The following is a 16,997-nucleotide window of genomic DNA, read 5'->3' on the forward strand; positions in this document are numbered from 1 at the left end:
GGTTACTCCACCGTAATGCCGGTCAGCCAGAAGAACATGTCGTTCACGTTGACCGTGGCGCGAATCGCGGCGCCCGGTTTCAGCTTGCCGAACTCCTCGGCCGAGGGCACGGGGAATTCCATGGTCATGGCTTCCATCCAATCCCCGATCTTCTCATGCTTCACCACCACCACGCGATCTTCCGGCTTGAGGTTTACAACCACACCTTTCAGCTCGTACTTCTTTTTCGCCTCGCCGTAATCGAAGCGGTTTTCACCCTTCTTCGCGCACGCGGTGCATACCGCGGCCAGGGCCGCCGTCACAAAACTTCTACGCTTCATATTCTCCTTAACGATAAGCCGGTAGACCGGTCACCCGCTCGCCGATCACCAGCGCGTGGATATGGTCGGTACCCTCATAGGTCTTCACCGTCTCGAGGTTGCACATGTGCCTCATGATCGGATAATCGTCGATAATCCCGTTGCCGCCCAACAGATCGCGCGAAAGGCGCGCGCAGTCCAGGGCGATGGCCACGTTGTTCCTCTTCAACATCGAGACGTGCGCGAAGTCGAGCTTCTTTCCGTCCTTCAACCGGCCGCACTGCATCGCCAGCAGCTGACCCTTGGTAATCTCCGTCACCATCCACGCCAGCTTCTCCTGCACCAGTTGGTGGGTGGCGATGGGCCTGTCGTCGAACTGCTTGCGCACCAGCGTGTACTGCCGCGCCGTCTCAAAGCAGTCCATGGCCGCACCCAGGACGCCCCAGCCAATGCCGTACCTGGCCTGCGACAGGCATCCCAATGCCGTCTTCAACCCGATCGCATTCGGCAGCCGCTGCGACTCCGGAATCCGGCAATCGTTGAACGCCAGCGATGACGTGACCGACGCGCGCATCGACAACTTTCCGTGAATGTCGCTCGACGTGAAACCGGGCGTCCCCTTTTCGACAAGGAAGCCTCGAACCCCTTCCGGAGTCCGCGCCCACACAACAGCCACGCCGGCCGCGGTCCCGTTCGTGATCCACGTCTTCTCGCCGTTCAGGATCCAATCCTCGCCATCCCGCTTCGCCGTGGTTGTCATGCCGCCTGGGTTCGATCCGAAGCCGGGTTCGGTCAATCCGAAGCAGCCGATCAGCTTGCCCTCGGCCAGTAGCGGCAGGTACTTTTCACGCTGCTCCTCGCTGCCGTAGGTGTGGATCGGATACATCACCAGCGCGCCCTGCACGCTGACGAAACTGCGCAGGCCCGAGTCGCCCCGCTCCAGTTCCTGCATGATCAGTCCGTATTCCACGTTCGAGAGGCCGGCACAGCCGTAGCCTTCGAGATTCGCCCCGAAGAAGCCGAGCTCGCCCATCTCCGGAATCAATTCGGCCGGAAAGCGGCCCTGGTTGTAACAGTCCTTGATGATCGGGACCACCCGGTCCTCTGTAAACTGGCGCGCTGTTTGCCGGACCAGCTTCTCTTCATCGTTCAACAGGGAATCGATGTGAAGGTAATCCACACCCCGAAAGGGAGTCATATACCTCCATGTTAGACCCTGAATATTCCGTGAGAGCGAAGACCTTACGCTCGCACTACTTTTTCAAATGCTCGTGTTGTTCCTGCTACTGTCGGACGCCTCGTGCGCCCTCTGGCCGGCCGATCCGGCCACCGCGGCCTATGCGGCGCTTCGCGAAAACAGGCTCGATGCGGCGGTCGCGGCCTTCCATCTGGCGCTACCCTGCAATCCTGCCAACGCCAGGATCCGCAAGGACTTCGCTTACGCCCTGCTCCGCACTGGCGATCGCCTCGCCGCCCGCCGCCAGTTTGAAGACGCGTTGCGCCTCGACCCATTGGATGACTCCACGGCGCTGGAATGCGCGTTTCTGAGCTTCGAAACCGGCCAGCCCCGCCAGGCACGCCTACTCTTCCTGCGGCTGAAGGACTCAGTGGATCCTCAGGTGCGCGCCAAAGCTGACCGCGCCTTTGAAGACATCGACGAGCCCCTGCGCACCGGCATCACCCGCTGGCAGGAGGCGCTGCGCCGCGCGCCCGGCCAGTGGTCGGCCCACGAGGAACTGGCCCGCCTGGCCGAAAAGCGTGACGAACCCGCCCTGGCCGCGGAACACTTCGAGGAGGCCTGGCGCCGCCGCCCCGGCAATACCGATCTCCTGCTCGACCTCGCCCGCGTCTGGAAGGAAAAGGGCGACGCCTCAAAGGCCCGGTCCGCGCTGGTCACCGCCTGGCGCACAGGCTCCCCGCGAGTTGCTGAGTCGGCCCGCGAACAACTGGGCGGCTCGCTGCCCACCGCCACGGAGACCGCCCTGGCCACGCCGCCGTCCTCACCCCAGCAGGACGATTCCCCCGTTTTCGAAGCCAAGGAGATGGGGGCCCGCTCCCTGGAAAACAGCTACCTGAACGACGCCTTGAAATACCTGACCCAGGCGTACCAACAGAATCCGAAAGACGCCGAGGTTCTCTACCAACTCGGGGTCACCAACAACATGCTGCACCGCGACACCGAGGCGCTGCAGTGGTTCGCCTTGGCCCGCCGCTCGGACGACGCCGAAGTAGCGCCCAAGGCGGCGCAGGCCTATTCCGCCCTGCGCGCCACACGGCCGGGCCTTCACGTCTCCGCATGGTTCGTCCCTCTTTACTCCTCACGCTGGAACGACGCCTTCCTCTACAGCCAGGCGACCGCCGAGTACCGCCTCGGCCATTCCATCTTTACCCCGTACGTGTCCCTTCGTTTCCTGGGCGACACCCGCAGCGGCGTGAAGTTCAATGCCTATACCTACTTGTCCGAGACCAACTTCATTGGCGCAGTCGGACTCAAAGCCCGGCTCTTCCCGCACGCTTACGGCTGGTTTGAGGCCGGAGAGGCTGTTAGCTATCTGGGCCGTCGCCCGAACCTCGGCCTGGCCACCCCGGACTACCGTGGTGGGCTCTCCTGGTCGAAGGGCTGGGGCCGCCTGTTCGGCTCGCCGGAAGGTGGCTGGTTCACCGAGACCGCCCTCGACGGCATCTACCTCCATCGCCAACAGGACGACTTGTTCCTGTACTCCCAAACGCAGTTCGGCTACACCCTGCCCAAGGACGAGCGCGGCCACCAGTTGATGGCCTATTGGAACTTCAATTTCACGGCCGATCGTCTCGGAGCCTCCTGGGCCAACTTTGCGGAGTTTGGACCCGGAATAAGGGTCCAACTGCCGGGCATGCCGCGCGGCATGGTGCTCCGCTACGACATTCTTTACGGCAAGTACACAATGCCCGCGGGGTCACGGAATCCCGGCTACTGGGATGTCCGCACTGGACTGTGGTATGCGCTATCTCATTAGTTGTCTGTTATTTACATTGACGGCCTGGGGCTCCTGGCCGCGTCTGTTCCAGTCCCTGGGGCTCGACTCCGCCCGTGTGACGATCCTCGAAGGAGCTGTGCCGAAGGAGGGCTTTCAGCCCGGATCCGCAACCGTCAACGTTCGCAGCGTGACCGATCGCTTCGGCCCCGAACTCCAAATCGTATGGAAAGAGGCGCAAACCGTGCCACGCTACGAGTTGCCGGCGGAAGCGATCGTTTTCACCCGCGAACGGTGGACCGGCGCACCCCTGGCGGCTGGCTTCCGGCGCGGTTCGCAAATCGTCTTCTGGACGGCTGTTCCTCTCGGCGAGCAGGGTTACGAGCGCTTCCCTTACATCCCCCAGGCATTGGCGGAGCTGGGCCTGCTGCCCCGCGCCGAGAGCCGCGGACTGTGGGCCTTCTTCGACTCCTCTTACCGCCTGCGCGCCGATCCTGACTACCTTGCCGCCCGCTGGCGCTCCGGTGGGGTCTCTGCCCTCCATATCGCCGCCTGGCACTACTGGGAACCCGATCCGGAGCGCGATGCCTGGCTCAGCCGCCTGATCGAGGCCTGCCACCGCCACGCCATCGTCACCTACGCCTGGGTGGAACTCCCGCACGTCAGCGACCGCTTCTGGGCCGATCACCCGGAGTGGCGCGAACAGACCGCCACCGGCCAGGACGCCCATCTCGACTGGCGCAAGTTGATGAATCTGAACAATCCAGACTGCGCCGCATCGATTGACCAGGGCCTGCGAGCGCTGCTCCTACGCTTCGATTGGGACGGCGTCAACCTGGGAGAACTCTACTTCGAGTCCTTGGAAGGCTACCAGAATCCAGCCCGGTTCACGCCGTTCAACACCCAGGTGCGCGACGCGTTCCGCGAGAAGAACGGCTTTGATCCCAAAGACTTGTACGACCCGCGCTCGAAGCGCTTCCACGCCCGTGACGCTCGTCCCATGCGCCAGTTCCTGGACTATCGCGCCGACCTCGTCGCCGGCCTCCAGGCCGACTGGCTCAACCGCATCGAGTCCATCCGCCAGTCGAAGCCCTGGCTCGATCTCGCCTTCACCCACGTTGACGATCGCTTCGACCTCACCATGCGCGACAAAGTCGGCGCGGACGCTGCCCGCCTGCTGCCCGCAGCCGCCGCGCACCATGCAACGTTCCTTGTGGAAGATCCGGCCACGGTGTGGCACCTGGGGCCGGAACGCTACGAGGAGATCGCCCGCCGCTACGTCCCGCTCGTAGCCGGCGGGCAACCGCTCGCCATCGACATCAATGTGGTCGAGCGCTACCAGGACGTCTATCCAACCAAGCAGCAGACCGGGGCCGAACTGTTTCGTCTGGTTCATGGCGCAGCCACGGCCTTCCCTCAGGTTGCCCTATACTTCGAGAACTCCATCCTCCCGGTGGATTGGCCGCTGTTGGCCGCCGCCGCCTCTCCAGCCACTCATTCCGTCACCGGTGATGCCTTTGACGTCGAGTCACCCCAAGTGGTCGCTGTCGCGTGGACCGGTTGCGCTCTGGTGAACGGTGAACCCTGGCGGATCCACCAGGCAGGCCGGCTGCTGCTGCCAGCCGGGCACAGCCAAGTCGAACCTTGTCCGCCAGGAACGCAACCCGGCCCGCTCCTGCTTGATTTCAATGGCGGAATGGAAAAAGCCGTGCTCCATGACAGTCGTTTGACGGTCACTTACACGGCTCGGACCCGCGCGATTGCTGTATTGCCCAGTGGTGAGTTCCGCCTGCTACCGGCGGGTCATCACACGGTTACCCTGGGCGCCGGCGAACCTTAGTTCACCCGGACGATTTCGCCCTCTTTGACACCTTCGAGAATGGCCACCTGCGTCCCGTTGTTCATGCCGAGGCGCACCTCGCGCTTCTCGAACGTATTGCCATTCTTCACATACACATAGTTCTTGTCGCCGTTCTGCTCGACTGCTGACGCCGGAGCCGCGAGAACGTTGTCGGCCTTGCCCAGCAGTACATCGGCGGAGGCCGAAAGGTCCGGAATCACGTTCTTGTCCGGATTGACCATTTGCACGCGCACCGGCACGTTGCGAATAAAGAACTGCTGCCGGCCGCCGCTGGTCGCCAGGGCGCCAATCGCGTAAACCTTTGCATCGTAGTGAGATCCGGGGAAGGCGTCGAGGCTGACATCGGCTGGCTGGCCAATGCGGAAGGTGCTGCTCTCTGACTGGTTGATCTGGCCTTCCACCTGCATGGTGCGGGCATCGATGATCTTCATGATCGGCTGGCCCGGCCGCACCTGATCACCAACAGCGAGCGTGACCTGGTCGCCGCCCGGCCGGAACATGGTCTGCAGCACCACCATCCCGTCCATCGGGGCCTTGATCACCATCTTGTCCAGATCGCCCTGTTGGCGCTCGGCGTTGATGTCTTCAATCTTCTTCGTAATCTCCAGAATCCGCATGTCCGATTTCTGGGAGGCCACCTTCTGAGGAACGTCGGTTTGCTGCTCCTTATAGGCCGCTTCCGCCTCGTCGACGGAAAGCTGCAGCAGCTCCCTGTCGATATCCATGCGGATTTGAGTTGTACGGAAGTCGAGCTTGGCCTTATCCACAGCCGCCTTGGCCTGGCGGAGGGACTGTTGCAGGTTCTCCATGTCGAGTTCCTGCTCTACGCGCCGCTTCTTGATGTTGTTCTCGTAGTCCTTGATCGTGGCGATCTGGTCGTCCATGCGATCCTTCATGGCCTGCGGATCAAACTCCGCCACGACATCGCCCTTTTTGACCATCGAACCCGACGTCGCCAGCTTCAACAGCACCATGTTCGGGTCCACGCCGCGGAACCGGATGCGCGGAGCAACCATAAAAGCAAACTCACGGGCCGAAGTCTGGCCGGTCACCCGCAACCGCATTTCGATATTGGTCCGGCGAACAGGCACCGTCTTGGCCACTGCGACGACCGCCGCCTGGGCCGCTCGCGCCGGACGCACCACGTTCCAGTAATACGCACCACCGCCCACCAGTGCCAGCAAGCCCAATCCTCCCAATATGTTAGGGAGCGGATTCGGCTTCTTGGGCGGTTCGCCCGTATACTTCGGCATCGGCAGCTGATCCGGGTTGGGGTTCGTCATCGCGGGCATACAGACACACTCAGCCTTTCATTGGACTCGACGCGCCAACAAACGAAAAGGCGCAATCCCGGACTCCCGAGGTTACAGAGGCAATCTTTCAGACAGCGCCATGTTTATGGGCATCAAAAGCCCAGGCGCTCTCCACAATCGACGCCAGGGTGTCGTACTTGGGTTTCCAGCCAAATGTTTTCTGCAATTTAGAGGAATCCGCCACCAGTTCGGCCGGGTCGCCTTCGCGCCGCTCGCCCAACGTGAAGGATGCCTGCCGCCCCGTCACCGTCTCCGCCGCGCGAATCACTTCCATCACCGAATAACCCTGGCCCATCCCGGCGTTAAACACGCCGCTGGGGCCACCGGCAAGCAGACTGTCCAGGGCCAGCCTGTGCGCTTCCGCCAGATCCGACACGTGGACATAGTCACGCACACAGGTGCCATCCGGAGTCGGGTAGTCGTTGCCAAACACCGTGATCGGCTTCCCCGTCCGGATCGCCCGGAAGATCAGCGGGATCAGGTGCGTTTCCGGTTCGTGCTCCTCGCCGATTCCGTACTTGCTCTCCGCGCCGCAGGCGTTGAAGTAGCGTAGCGCGACATAGCGCAGCGACGAGCACTCATCCAGCCAGCGCAGCGTCGTTTCCGTCATCAGCTTCGATTCCCCATAGGGATTCACGGGCTTCAGAGTCTGGTCTTCGACGATCGGCACATGCTCTGGATTTCCATAGACCGCCGCCGTCGAACTGAACACCAGACGCCGCACTCCGTGCCGCCGCATCGTATCCAGCAGCGACAACGAGCCGCCCGTATTGTTGCGGAAGTACTTTTCCGGCTCGCGCACCGATTCGCCTACCGCGATGAAGGCCGCAAAGTGAATCACCGCATCGAAATGGCCCTTGGAAAAGACGCGGTCCAGCGCGGCCGTATCGTGCAGATTCACGACGTGCAGGCGGCCCTCCGGCACGTTGTGGGCGTAGCCCTTCGACAGGTCATCCAGTACCTGGACGTCATGGCCCAGGGAAAGGAGATGGTGTGTGGTGTGCGAACCAATGTAGCCGGCGCCGCCGGTGACGAGAATGCGAGCCATAAAGAAAAGGGTTGGGCCGCCTCGCGGGCGATCCAACCCTCTAAGCTATCAGATTCAACAGGCTAACTTATTGCAAAGCCTTTTCCACGGCGGCCGTCAGCTCAGGCGATTCCGGAGCGACCTTCGACTCGAAGCGCTCAATCACCTTGCCGTCCTTGCCCACCAGGAACTTGGTGAAGTTCCACTTCACGTCGCCACCCTTGGCCGCTGTAAGGTACTGATACAAGGGCGTTATATCCGCGCCCTTCACGCTGACCTTCGACATGATGGGGAAGGTTACGTTGTAGTTCCGCGAGCAGAACGTCTTGATCTCCTCGTCCGTGCCCGGCTCCTGCGCGCCAAAGTTGTTGGCCGGAACACCCACGATCTCGAAGCCCTTGCTGTGATACTTCTGGTACAGATTCTCCAGGCCGGTGTACTGCGGCGTGAAGCCGCACTTGCTGGCGACATTCACGACCAGCACGACCTTTCCGGAATAGTTCTTTAACGGCGTCGGCTTGCCGTCAATGTTGTTCATCGTAAAGTCGTAAATGGAGTTGGCGGCAAAGGCGCTCATGGCAACGAGGAGTACTCCTCCCAGGACGGTGGCAATCGCTTTCATGCGCCATTAGATGCTGGCGCTTCCAAATCGGACCAGAAAATCCATGAACCAGGAAATGATTCACACGCAACAGGTTGGAGCCGTCCTGACGATCACGCTGGCTCGGTCCGAGCGCCGCAACGCGCTCTCCCTACAGATGATGCGCGAGCTCATCGCGTGCCTGGAAACGACCGCGGCGACCAAGGAAGTGCAGGTCGTCATCCTGGCGGCCGAGGGCAAGGTCTTCTCTTCCGGCCACGACCTCTCCGAGATGACCGGCCGCTCTGAGGCCGAGTATCGCGAGATCTTCGAGACCTGCTCCGCCATGATGGAGACTCTCCAGCGCCTGCCCCAACCCGTAATCGCCCAGGTGCAGGGGCTCGCAACCGCCGCCGGCTGCCAACTGGTCGCCGCCTGCGATCTCGCCGTGGCCAGCGATCTGGCTGCCTTTGCCACCCCCGGAGTGAAGATTGGCCTGTTCTGCACGACACCCATGGTTCCCCTGACCCGGGCCATCGGCCGCAAACGCGCGTTGGAAATGCTGCTCACCGGACGCCTGGTCTCCGCGAACGAGGCGGCGGAGTGGGGCCTGGTCAATCGTGTCGTACCGGCTGCGCAACTGAACGAAGCCACCCAGGAACTGGCGGTACAGATCGCCGCCGCCAGCAGCTACACGGTCGGTCTCGGCAAAAATGCCTTCTACCGCCAGATTGACCTCGACCAGCACCACGCCTACGAGTACGCCTCGGGGGTCATGACGGAGAACGCACTGGCCGGCGACGCCCAGGAAGGCATCTCCGCATTCCTGCAGAAACGCCCGCCCAAGTGGACCGGCCGCTAAAAAGCTAAAAGGGCACGCCGAAGCATGCCCTTTGTTTTGATTCGATTGGAAGCCAGCGTCAGCCGGGCAGCAGTTTCGTGATGTCGTTGTAGAGCACGAAAACCACCACCATCATCAGGAAGACGAAGCCAAGCTTGAAGACCGTCTCCTTCAGTGCCAGGCTCAGGTCCCGCCGCATCAGCATCTCGATGAGTAGCAGCAGGATGACGCCGCCGTCCAGAATCGGGATCGGCAACAGGTTGAAAATAGCCAGATTCAGGCTGACCGTCGCCATCAGGTTGATGAACGACATCGGGCCTTCCCGAGCCGCTTCGCCAGAAAGCCGGGCAATGCTGATTGGCCCTTCCAACGACTTCGGCGACGAACGGCGCTCCAGAATCGCGTGCAGGAACTGATAGATGAGCGTAGCGCCCTTCAGGTTCTGCTTCACCGACTCATTGATGGCCGCTGCCGGCGACAACTTTGAGTAAATCACGCGCGGCGCCAATTCCACCCCGATCAGCCAGCGGCCGCCGCCGCCCATCTGATCGCTAAAGTGCGGCAGAATGCTGACCGTCTTGACGTCCTGACTGCGCCGGTAGGCAATATCCACCGCGCGGCCGTCGGATTCCTTCAATACTTCGTGGATCCGGTAGATGGTGCGAATGGGCTGGCCGTTGATGCTGATGAGCACGTCGCCCTTCTGCAGGCCCTTCTTCTCCGCATCCATGCCGGGCACCAGGCCGCCGACTTCGATATCCGTCTGCTCCGCCCAACCGGCCAGGCCGACACCCGCCTTGGGGTCCATCTCGGGTGTGACCGATAACGGAATACGCTCGCCCTTGCGGTCGATCACCAGCGGCAGTTCCTTGCTGGCGCTGACCACTTCCTTCAGCAATACGTCTTCCCAGGTTGGATTGGCTTTGCTTTCAATCTGGACGATGATGTCGCCTTCACGCAGGCCCGCTTTCGCGGCGGGTGAATCCGGTTTCACGTAACCGATGCTGGCCGGCCCTTGGGCGCTCGCCAGTTTCGGGTAACGGACCATGTACAGGCCGGCCAGCAGCCCAACCGCCAGCACGACGTTCATGGCCGGGCCCGCAAAGACGACAATCAGTCTCTGCCACCGCGGCTTGGCCAGAAATCCACGCGGGTCAATCTCATCGGAAGGTTGCTCACCGGCCATCCGCACGTACCCGCCGAACGGGATCCACGCTACGCGGAAGTCGGTTTCGCCCTTCTGAAAGCCGAACAGCCTCGGGCCAAATCCGATGCTGAACGTGTCCACCCGGATGTCAAAATATCGGGCTGCCCAATAGTGGCCCAGTTCGTGGATGATGATCATCACCCCGATCAGGACCAGCAGCCACCACACATTCTCGAAGAATTGGTAGAAAACCATTCCCCATTCCTTTTCTAGTACTTTGCGGGGCTAGCCATCACCCGCGCACCCAACCGTTCGCGCGTCACCTGACGCGCCACCGTTCGAGATTCCCGATCCACTTCCAGCACCTGCCCAATGGATTGGGACGGCTGGCTGGGCACCCTGTTCAATGTCTCTTCGACCACTTCCGCGATCCCGGGAAACGAGATCTCATTCCGCAGAAAGGCCTCTACCGCTACTTCATCGGCTGCATTCAGCGTACAAGTAGCGGTTCCACCTGTATCTTGCGCCTCATATGCCAATCGCAACAGGGGAAACTTGTCCAGGTCCGGAGCGTGGAACTCCCAAGTCCTGGCCTGGGCCCAATCCAAACGCGGCACCGGAGCGTTCGCCCGCTCAGGATATGTCAGGGCGTACTGGATGGGCATTCTCATGTCGGTCGCACAAACTTGCGCGATCACGCTGCCATCATTGTATTCCACCATGGCATGAACCGTGGACTGTGGATGTACTACTACCTCCACCTGCTTGGTCGGGAAGTCAAAGAGCCAGCAGGCCTCGATCACTTCGAAGCCCTTGTTCATCAGGGTCGCCGAATCGACGGTGATCCGTGGACCCATCTGCCATGTTGGATGGTTCAAAGCCTGTTCTGGTTTTACCAGAAGCAACTCTTCCTTAGGAGTTTTCCTAAAAGGACCGCCGGATGCGGTCAGAATCAGCTTCGTGGCGTCTTCCCGGCGGCCGGCCCGCAGACACTGGTGAGCCCCGTTGTGCTCACTGTCCACCGGAATCAGTTCGGTTTCAAACTGTTTCACGGCGGCCATCACCAGGCTGCCGCCCGCCACCAGGGTTTCCTTGTTCGCCAGCCCGATACGCTTGCCCAGGCGGATCGCTTCGTAAGTGGCTTCCATCCCGGCCACCCCCACGATCGCGGACATGACGAAATCGGTCTCGGGCGCTGTCGTGACTTCCGTATAGGCTGCCAGCCCGGCGCGCAGGTCGGGTACGCGCACGCCCGCTTCCTTTAAGAGCGCGGCCAGCACGGGGACGTCTTCTTCCCTGGCTACCACTGCTACAGCGGGCTCAAACTCTTGTATCTGTTGGGCCAACCTGCTCAGGTTACGGCCCGCTACCAGGGCGTGGATCGCAAAGCGGTGCCGGTTCTGACGAACCACGTCCAACGTGCTTTGGCCGATGCTGCCGGTAGATCCGAGGAGGGTTACTCGTTGCATGAGCGAACGCCCGTAATTCTATCACTGCGCGCTGCTACTGATTTGGTTGCGCACATTTCTTTACGGTGGATTGCTGCTTTGGAGGAGGAAATGAAAGACCCAGAGGGCGCCAGGGAGGTGAATGCTTCAGGGGTCTTTTGAGGTTAGTCTCGCTTTGGTGGGAGTTGCCTCCCTGGCTTGATTCCAATCTTAGAATACTGTTTCCCGGATTGCAAGAGTTTTCTACAAATTTCTGTAGAAAAAATTAAACCTGCCGGTGTGGATTCTGTAAGTCATTGATTATACGAGACTATGAATTTTGAAAGAGTGCGTCCCGACTCCCTTGCACCTCGGCCATCGTCCGGCAAGCCCTTCTGTCTCAGTCCGATGAGCCCTCCAGTTTCTCATAAGCTGGGTCTGCGACCCGCACTCCTCACCCAACGGCCACCAAAATTGGAATCCGCTACCCCCGTCCGCCAATCGGACCGAAACCGTCAGAATTCCGGTCATGGCAAACCGCAGCAGGCGAAGCGCTAATGGGAGAGAATTCTCAGCAGGAAAAAGGGGTGGGAGAGGAAGGAGCCGGTGGACGGCGACGCACGTTCAGATCGTCTTCAGGATCGGGTGGATTTTTTTGGAGGAGGGAAGCAAGACCCAGAGGGCGCCAGGGAGGTTGAATGCTTCAGGGGTCTTTTGAGGTTAGTCTCGCTTTGGTGGGAGTTGCCTCCCTGGCTTGATTCCAATCTTAGTATACCGTTTCCCGGATTGCAAGAACTTTCTACTATTTTTGGGAGGATTTTTTTACTTCGACCCCTGCCAAGCGCTCTAACACCTTGATAGTGCTACAGATATCGTCTTCTCCGACCCCTTCAGCAATCGCCGCCCGGAACAACTGCTGCGTCAGAGCGGTCAAAGGCAGCGGCACATCCATCTCGTTGCCCGTTTCCAGCATCAGGCCGATGTCCTTGTGCATCCATCTCACTGAAAAATTGGTACTAAAGTCGCGCCGGAAGACATACGGAGCCTTGAACGACACCAATCCGCTCTTGGCCGCCGAATTGTCCAGGATATCCAGCATCAGTTCCGGATCCACCCCCGCCTTGGTGGCCAGCACCATGCCCTCGTTGAACGCCTGTAACAGATTCGAAAGAATGAGGTTCTGCGTCAGTTTGGCGTGCAGCCCCAGCCCGGTTCCTCCGCAGTAGTAGAACCGCTTGCCCATCAATTCCATGAAGGGCTTCACTTTTTCATAGACCGCCTCGTTGCCGCCCACCATAAAGGTCAGGGTCGCGCCCTCGGCACCCGGCTTGCTACCGGTTACCGGAGCATCCAGGAACTCGGCGCCCTTTTCGGCGAGTGTCGCGGCCGCACGGCGGGCATAGCTGGGGGCGACAGTGCTGCAGTCGGCGATCACGGCACCAGGCCGGAGCCCCTCAATCAGCCCGTTCTCCCCCAAGGTCACCTTCGCCGACATGTCGGTGTCGCCCACGCACAGGAAGATGATGTCGGCATTCTCGGCCACCTGCTTTGGCATCTCGCACACCAGAGCCTGGCCCAGTCCCGCCAGCGCCGTCGCCTTGGACGCCGTGTGGGACCACAACGCCACCTCGTGCCCGGCTTTCAGAAGATGGCCGGCCATCGGACCGCCCATGATGCCCAGACCGAGGAAGCCCAGTTTCGCCATGTGTATTCTCCTGTCCTTCTTTTCTTTACAGTGACCAACGATTCATGGAAGATCCTCAATTGTAAGCCCCTCGCCGCTCGTGCGACAATCGCGGCTGACTCTGCCATGTCGAAGATTCTAGTCAGCAAACGCGTCTACCCCGAAGCCGTCGAGTTCCTGCGCAAGGACTTCGAGGTGGACTACGAAGGCACCGACGCCGGTCTGACGACCGAGGCGTTGATCGAACGCGCCAAAGGCTGCGATGCGATCGTCAGCCAGCTCACCGACAAACTGAACGCCGAAATACTGTCTCAGCTCGAGGGTATTAAGGTGATCGCCAATGTCGCCGTCGGCTTCGACAACATCGACGTCCCGGCGGCCACGGAGCGCGGCATCCTGGTCACCAACACCCCCGGAGTCCTCACCGAGACCACGGCCGACTTCGCGTTCACCCTGCTGATGGCCACCGCCCGCCGCATCCCCGAAGGCCATGCCTTTGTCCATTCCGGAGAATGGAAGACCTGGCTCATCGACCTGCTGGCCGGCCAGGATATCCATGGCGCGACCCTGGGTCTGTTCGGCCTGGGCCGCATCGGGGCCGCCGTCGCCCGCCGGGCCAAGGGCTTCGGCATGCGCATCCTCTATAACGACGCACAACCCGCCCCGGCCGCCCTCGAGCACGAGCTCGACGCCCGCTTCGTCTCCAAGGACGAACTGCTGCGCGACTCCGATTTCGTCAGCCTCCACGTCCCGCTCACGCCCGAGACCCGCCACTTCATCGGAGCCGCCGAACTGGCCCGCATGAAGCCGACCGCCATCCTCATCAACACCGCGCGCGGCCCTGTTGTCGACGAAGTGGCCCTGGCCGATGCCCTCGAGAAGCGCCTCATCTGGGCCGCCGGCCTGGATGTCTTCGAACGCGAGCCGCAGGTGGAAGCAAAACTCCTGTCGCTGCAGAACGTCGTCCTCGCGCCGCACATCGCCAGCGCCAGCGTCGCCACGCGCCGCCGCATGTCGATGATGGCCGCCGAAAACGCCGCCGCCGCCCTGAAAGGCGAGCGCCCCGCGAATCTGCTGAACCCCGACGCCTGGACCGCGTAACGGCTCTCCGCCGGGCGTCCACATTTAGTTCTGACTTGCACGATAATCGTGTTGATGCAACGCAGAAGTTTTCTCTCCCTGGCTGCCGCCTCGGCCGCGTCATCCGCCCTTCCCTCGCTCTCCGCACAGACCGGTGAAAAGCGCCTCATCGTACACGCCGACGATGCCGGAATGTGCCACTCCGTGAACATGGCCACCGTGGAAGCCCTCACCAAGGGCTCCGTCAGTTCGGCCAGCATCATGATGCCCTGCCCGTGGGTGTCGGAGTTTGCCGCCTGGGCCAAGGCCAACCCCAAAATGGACCTCGGCCTCCACCTCACGCTCACCAGTGAGTGGAAGTACTACCGCTGGCGGCCCGTCGCCCCCATCGATCAGGTGAAGGGCCTCATCGACCCCGAAGGCTACATCTGGCGCGACGTCCGCAACGCTGCCACCCACGCCACGCCGGCCGAAGTGGAAACCGAACTCCGCGCCCAGGTCATCCGCGCGAAGGAATACGGCATCCAGTTCACCCACGTCGACACGCACATGGGCACGCTCTTCGCGCGGCCCGACTTCTTCGAGGTCTATACCAAGGTCGCGAAGGAGTTCAACGTCCCCTGCATGCTCCCGCGCCCCACGCCCGAAGCCGAGAAGGAGATGAAGGAGTACCCCATCACCGTCGACATGCTGAACAAGAAGGCGGCCGCGGGCTACAAGATGCTCGACCGCCTGGTGACCGGTGTGCCCGGCAAAGGCTGGGAAGAACGCACCGCCAGCTACCGCAAGCTCATCGCGGAACTGAAGCCCGGCGTCACCAAGCTCATCATCCACCTGGCCAAGGACGATGCCGAAATCCGAGCTGTCACGGGCGCCTGGGAATACCGCTGGGAAGATTTCCGCTTCTGGACCAGCCAGGAAGCCAAGGATCTTCTCGCGAAGCACAACGTTCGGCTCTTCACTTATCGCGAACTTGCCGGATAATAGCCAAATGCAGCGCCGCGAATTCCTCGCCACGACCCTTGCCGCGCCGGCCGCCCTGGCCGCCGCGCCTGCTGGAGCCAAACTCGGAGTGGACCTGTTCAGCCTGCGGTCGCAGAACTGGTCCGCCTTCGAGTATCTCGACTACTGCTCCAAATTCGGGGCGCGCACCGTGCACTTTTCCGAGATCCGCTTCCTCGGCTCCCTGGAAGACGACCACGTGCGCAAAGTGGGCGAACACGCGGCCAAACTCGGCATCGAGGTGGAGATCGGCATGCGCTCCATGTGTCCCACCTCCACCGCCTTCGATCCCAAACAGGGCACGGCCGAGGAACAGCTCATCCGCCTGATGCGCGCCGCCAAGCTGACCAATTCCAAGCTGGTGCGCGCGTTTCAGGGGACGTTTGCCGACCGCAAAACCCCCGGCGGCATCGAAGCCCGCATCGAGGACAGCGTCAAGGTGCTGCGCAACGTCCGCTCGCAGGCGCAGGATCTCAACCTGAAGATCGCCATCGAGAACCACGCCGGCGACATGCAGGCCCGCGAGCTCCGCATGCTCATCGAAGGCGCAGGCAAGGATGTGGTCGGCGCCTGCTTCGACTCCGGCAACCCCTGCTGGGTGCTGGAGGATCCCAACTTCACCCTCGAAACCCTCGCGCCCTACATCCTCACCAGCCACATCCGCGACAGCTACCTCTGGAACGACGACAACGGCACCCAGGTTAGCTGGACGCGCATGGGCGAGGGCAACATCGGCATCGAGGGGCTGCTGCAGCGCTTCCTCGAGCTCTGCCCCGGCAAGTCCATGTCGCTGGAGATCATCGTCACGGGCCCGCGGCCCTACACCTGGCGCAAACCCGAATTCTGGGAAGGCTATCGCGGCATCCCCGCGGCCGACTTCGCCCGCTTCCTCAACCTGGCCGGCAAAGGAACTCCGCAAACTCCGCGCCCGGCGCCGGCCAAAGACCAGGTCGCCGCGCGCGAACGCGAGGACTTCGAAGCCTCCATGAAGTGGACCCGCGCATTCCTGAAGCTATGAGTCGCCAGCCCGCGGGACTCCTGGCCGGCAAGGTCGCGCTGATCACCGGCGGCTCCCGAGGCATCGGAGCCGCCATCGCCGCCGCATTCCACCGCGAAGGCGCCAAGGTCGCCATCTGCGGCCGCAAGCAGGAAACCCTCGATGCCGTCGCCGCCTCCATCGGAGCCGGTGTTCTCGCCTGTGCCGCGCACGTCGGCCGCGCGAATGACCTCAAGGCCCTAGTCGCGAAGGTCGAGCAGGAACTCGGGCCCATCGACATCCTCGTCAACAACGCCGCCACCAACGTCGCGCAAGGCCCGTGTCTCAGCCTCGACGAAGCCGCTTTCGACAAGATGGTGGAAGTGAACCTGAAGTCCACCTTCCGCCTCACCCGGAGCATCGCCCCGGGCATGTGCGAACGCGGCCGCGGCTCCATCCTCAACATTGCTTCGGTGGCCGGGCTCAAGCCGCAGTTCGAAAGCCTGCTCTACTCCATGACCAAGGCCGCGCTCATCATGATGACCAAGTCCTATGCGCAGGAGTTGGGCCCTAAAGGTGTCCGTGTCAATGCCATAGCGCCCGGCCTCATTCAGACGAAGCTCAGCGAGTTCTTCTGGAAGGACGAGGAGCGCCGCCGAATCTTTTTCAAAGACCAGCCCATCCAACACGTGGGACAGCCTGAAGAGATCGCGGAATTGGCCGTACTTCTGGCCAGCGACCGGGCCTCTTATGTGACCGGCGAAGTGGTTGTCGCCGACGGCGGATTCCTGCTGACCTGAGAGCCC

15 protein-coding genes are annotated in these 16,997 nt (G+C 61.8%); 7 read left to right on the forward strand and 8 right to left on the reverse strand.

All coding sequences use genetic code 11. The annotated features are described in order from the left end of the window. Positions 1 to 2: 2 nt before the first annotated feature. Together IRI77_RS24275 and IRI77_RS24280 are read right to left on the reverse strand one after the other, a co-directional pair. Positions 3 to 320, reverse strand: a complete 318-nt coding sequence (locus tag IRI77_RS24275; RefSeq protein ID WP_194447587.1) for a copper-binding protein — start codon at positions 318 to 320, stop codon at positions 3 to 5. A gap of 7 nt (positions 321 to 327) precedes the next feature. Continuing rightward, complete coding sequence (locus tag IRI77_RS24280) at positions 328 to 1,497, reverse strand: acyl-CoA dehydrogenase family protein (RefSeq protein WP_194447588.1); 1,170 nt, start codon at positions 1,495 to 1,497, stop codon at positions 328 to 330. A 73-nt stretch (positions 1,498 to 1,570) separates the two neighbouring features. Here IRI77_RS24280 and IRI77_RS24285 point away from each other — a divergent pair, with 73 nt between their 5' ends. After that, positions 1,571 to 3,295: a tetratricopeptide repeat protein gene (locus tag IRI77_RS24285; RefSeq protein ID WP_194447589.1), complete on the forward strand. Its 1,725-nt coding sequence runs from the start codon at positions 1,571 to 1,573 to the stop codon at positions 3,293 to 3,295. After that, entirely contained in the window at positions 3,279 to 5,093 is a 1,815-nt protein-coding gene (locus IRI77_RS24290) for a hypothetical protein (protein ID WP_194447590.1), read from the forward strand. The genes IRI77_RS24285 and IRI77_RS24290 overlap by 17 nt, the downstream gene beginning before the upstream one ends. Here IRI77_RS24290 and IRI77_RS24295 read toward each other — a convergent pair. The 3 genes from IRI77_RS24295 to IRI77_RS24305 all read right to left on the reverse strand — a co-directional run bounded on the left by IRI77_RS24295 (position 5,090) and on the right by IRI77_RS24305 (position 8,076). After that, positions 5,090 to 6,397, reverse strand: coding sequence for an efflux RND transporter periplasmic adaptor subunit (locus tag IRI77_RS24295; protein ID WP_194447591.1), 1,308 nt, complete (start codon positions 6,395 to 6,397; stop codon positions 5,090 to 5,092). The two genes, IRI77_RS24290 and IRI77_RS24295, sit on opposite strands and share 4 nt — an antisense overlap. A 97-nt stretch (positions 6,398 to 6,494) precedes the next feature. Continuing rightward, entirely contained in the window at positions 6,495 to 7,475 is a 981-nt protein-coding gene (gene galE / locus IRI77_RS24300) for a UDP-glucose 4-epimerase GalE (protein WP_194447592.1), read from the reverse strand. 67 nt (positions 7,476 to 7,542) lie between these two features. Then, positions 7,543 to 8,076, reverse strand: coding sequence for a glutathione peroxidase (locus tag IRI77_RS24305; RefSeq protein WP_194447593.1), 534 nt, complete (start codon positions 8,074 to 8,076; stop codon positions 7,543 to 7,545). Positions 8,077 to 8,119: 43 nt separating this feature from the next. Here IRI77_RS24305 and IRI77_RS24310 point away from each other — a divergent pair, with 43 nt between their 5' ends. After that, complete coding sequence (locus IRI77_RS24310) at positions 8,120 to 8,896, forward strand: enoyl-CoA hydratase (protein WP_194447594.1); 777 nt, start codon at positions 8,120 to 8,122, stop codon at positions 8,894 to 8,896. 58 nt (positions 8,897 to 8,954) lie between these two features. On the opposite strand, the gene rseP is transcribed toward IRI77_RS24310, so the two are convergent. The 3 genes from rseP to IRI77_RS24325 form a co-directional block, all read right to left on the reverse strand. Continuing rightward, a complete protein-coding gene (gene rseP, locus IRI77_RS24315; RefSeq protein WP_194447595.1) occupies positions 8,955 to 10,277 on the reverse strand; it encodes an RIP metalloprotease RseP in 1,323 nt (440 codons plus the stop codon). A gap of 14 nt (positions 10,278 to 10,291) precedes the next feature. Next, positions 10,292 to 11,491: a 1-deoxy-D-xylulose-5-phosphate reductoisomerase gene (locus IRI77_RS24320; RefSeq protein ID WP_194447596.1), complete on the reverse strand. Its 1,200-nt coding sequence runs from the start codon at positions 11,489 to 11,491 to the stop codon at positions 10,292 to 10,294. Positions 11,492 to 12,251: 760 nt separating this feature from the next. After that, complete coding sequence (locus IRI77_RS24325; protein ID WP_194447597.1) at positions 12,252 to 13,154, reverse strand: NAD(P)-dependent oxidoreductase; 903 nt, start codon at positions 13,152 to 13,154, stop codon at positions 12,252 to 12,254. A 105-nt stretch (positions 13,155 to 13,259) separates the two neighbouring features. Between IRI77_RS24325 and IRI77_RS24330 the strand changes: the two genes are divergently transcribed. The 4 genes from IRI77_RS24330 to IRI77_RS24345 are packed head-to-tail and all read left to right on the forward strand — an operon-like array spanning position 13,260 to position 16,991. Continuing rightward, positions 13,260 to 14,234: a 2-hydroxyacid dehydrogenase gene (locus tag IRI77_RS24330; RefSeq protein WP_194447598.1), complete on the forward strand. Its 975-nt coding sequence runs from the start codon at positions 13,260 to 13,262 to the stop codon at positions 14,232 to 14,234. 54 nt (positions 14,235 to 14,288) lie between these two features. Then, the gene (locus tag IRI77_RS24335; RefSeq protein ID WP_194447599.1) at positions 14,289 to 15,197 is read left to right on the forward strand and encodes a polysaccharide deacetylase family protein; all 909 of its coding nucleotides are present in this window, start codon (positions 14,289 to 14,291) and stop codon (positions 15,195 to 15,197) included. 7 nt (positions 15,198 to 15,204) lie between these two features. After that, positions 15,205 to 16,233, forward strand: a complete 1,029-nt coding sequence (locus tag IRI77_RS24340) for a sugar phosphate isomerase/epimerase family protein (RefSeq protein WP_194447600.1) — start codon at positions 15,205 to 15,207, stop codon at positions 16,231 to 16,233. Beyond that, positions 16,230 to 16,991, forward strand: a complete 762-nt coding sequence (locus IRI77_RS24345; protein ID WP_194447601.1) for an SDR family NAD(P)-dependent oxidoreductase — start codon at positions 16,230 to 16,232, stop codon at positions 16,989 to 16,991. The genes IRI77_RS24340 and IRI77_RS24345 overlap by 4 nt, the downstream gene beginning before the upstream one ends. Positions 16,992 to 16,997 lie beyond the last annotated feature (6 nt).

Source organism: Paludibaculum fermentans, from assembly GCF_015277775.1.
GTDB lineage: Bacteria > Acidobacteriota > Terriglobia > Bryobacterales > Bryobacteraceae > Paludibaculum > Paludibaculum fermentans.

Coding starts and splice junctions, on each gene's coding strand:
- IRI77_RS24340 (WP_194447600.1), top strand. CDS start 15,205: ATGCAGCGCCGCGAATTCCTCGCCACGACCCTTGCCGCGCCGGCCGCC.
- IRI77_RS24335 (WP_194447599.1), top strand. CDS start 14,289: ATGCAACGCAGAAGTTTTCTCTCCCTGGCTGCCGCCTCGGCCGCGTCA.
- galE (WP_194447592.1), bottom strand. CDS start 7,475: ATGGCTCGCATTCTCGTCACCGGCGGCGCCGGCTACATTGGTTCGCAC.
- IRI77_RS24345 (WP_194447601.1), top strand. CDS start 16,230: ATGAGTCGCCAGCCCGCGGGACTCCTGGCCGGCAAGGTCGCGCTGATC.
- IRI77_RS24305 (WP_194447593.1), bottom strand. CDS start 8,076: ATGAAAGCGATTGCCACCGTCCTGGGAGGAGTACTCCTCGTTGCCATG.
- IRI77_RS24330 (WP_194447598.1), top strand. CDS start 13,260: ATGTCGAAGATTCTAGTCAGCAAACGCGTCTACCCCGAAGCCGTCGAG.
- IRI77_RS24290 (WP_194447590.1), top strand. CDS start 3,279: ATGCGCTATCTCATTAGTTGTCTGTTATTTACATTGACGGCCTGGGGC.
- rseP (WP_194447595.1), bottom strand. CDS start 10,277: ATGGTTTTCTACCAATTCTTCGAGAATGTGTGGTGGCTGCTGGTCCTG.
- IRI77_RS24310 (WP_194447594.1), top strand. CDS start 8,120: ATGAACCAGGAAATGATTCACACGCAACAGGTTGGAGCCGTCCTGACG.
- IRI77_RS24320 (WP_194447596.1), bottom strand. CDS start 11,491: ATGCAACGAGTAACCCTCCTCGGATCTACCGGCAGCATCGGCCAAAGC.
- IRI77_RS24275 (WP_194447587.1), bottom strand. CDS start 320: ATGAAGCGTAGAAGTTTTGTGACGGCGGCCCTGGCCGCGGTATGCACC.
- IRI77_RS24325 (WP_194447597.1), bottom strand. CDS start 13,154: ATGGCGAAACTGGGCTTCCTCGGTCTGGGCATCATGGGCGGTCCGATG.
- IRI77_RS24280 (WP_194447588.1), bottom strand. CDS start 1,497: ATGACTCCCTTTCGGGGTGTGGATTACCTTCACATCGATTCCCTGTTG.
- IRI77_RS24295 (WP_194447591.1), bottom strand. CDS start 6,397: ATGACGAACCCCAACCCGGATCAGCTGCCGATGCCGAAGTATACGGGC.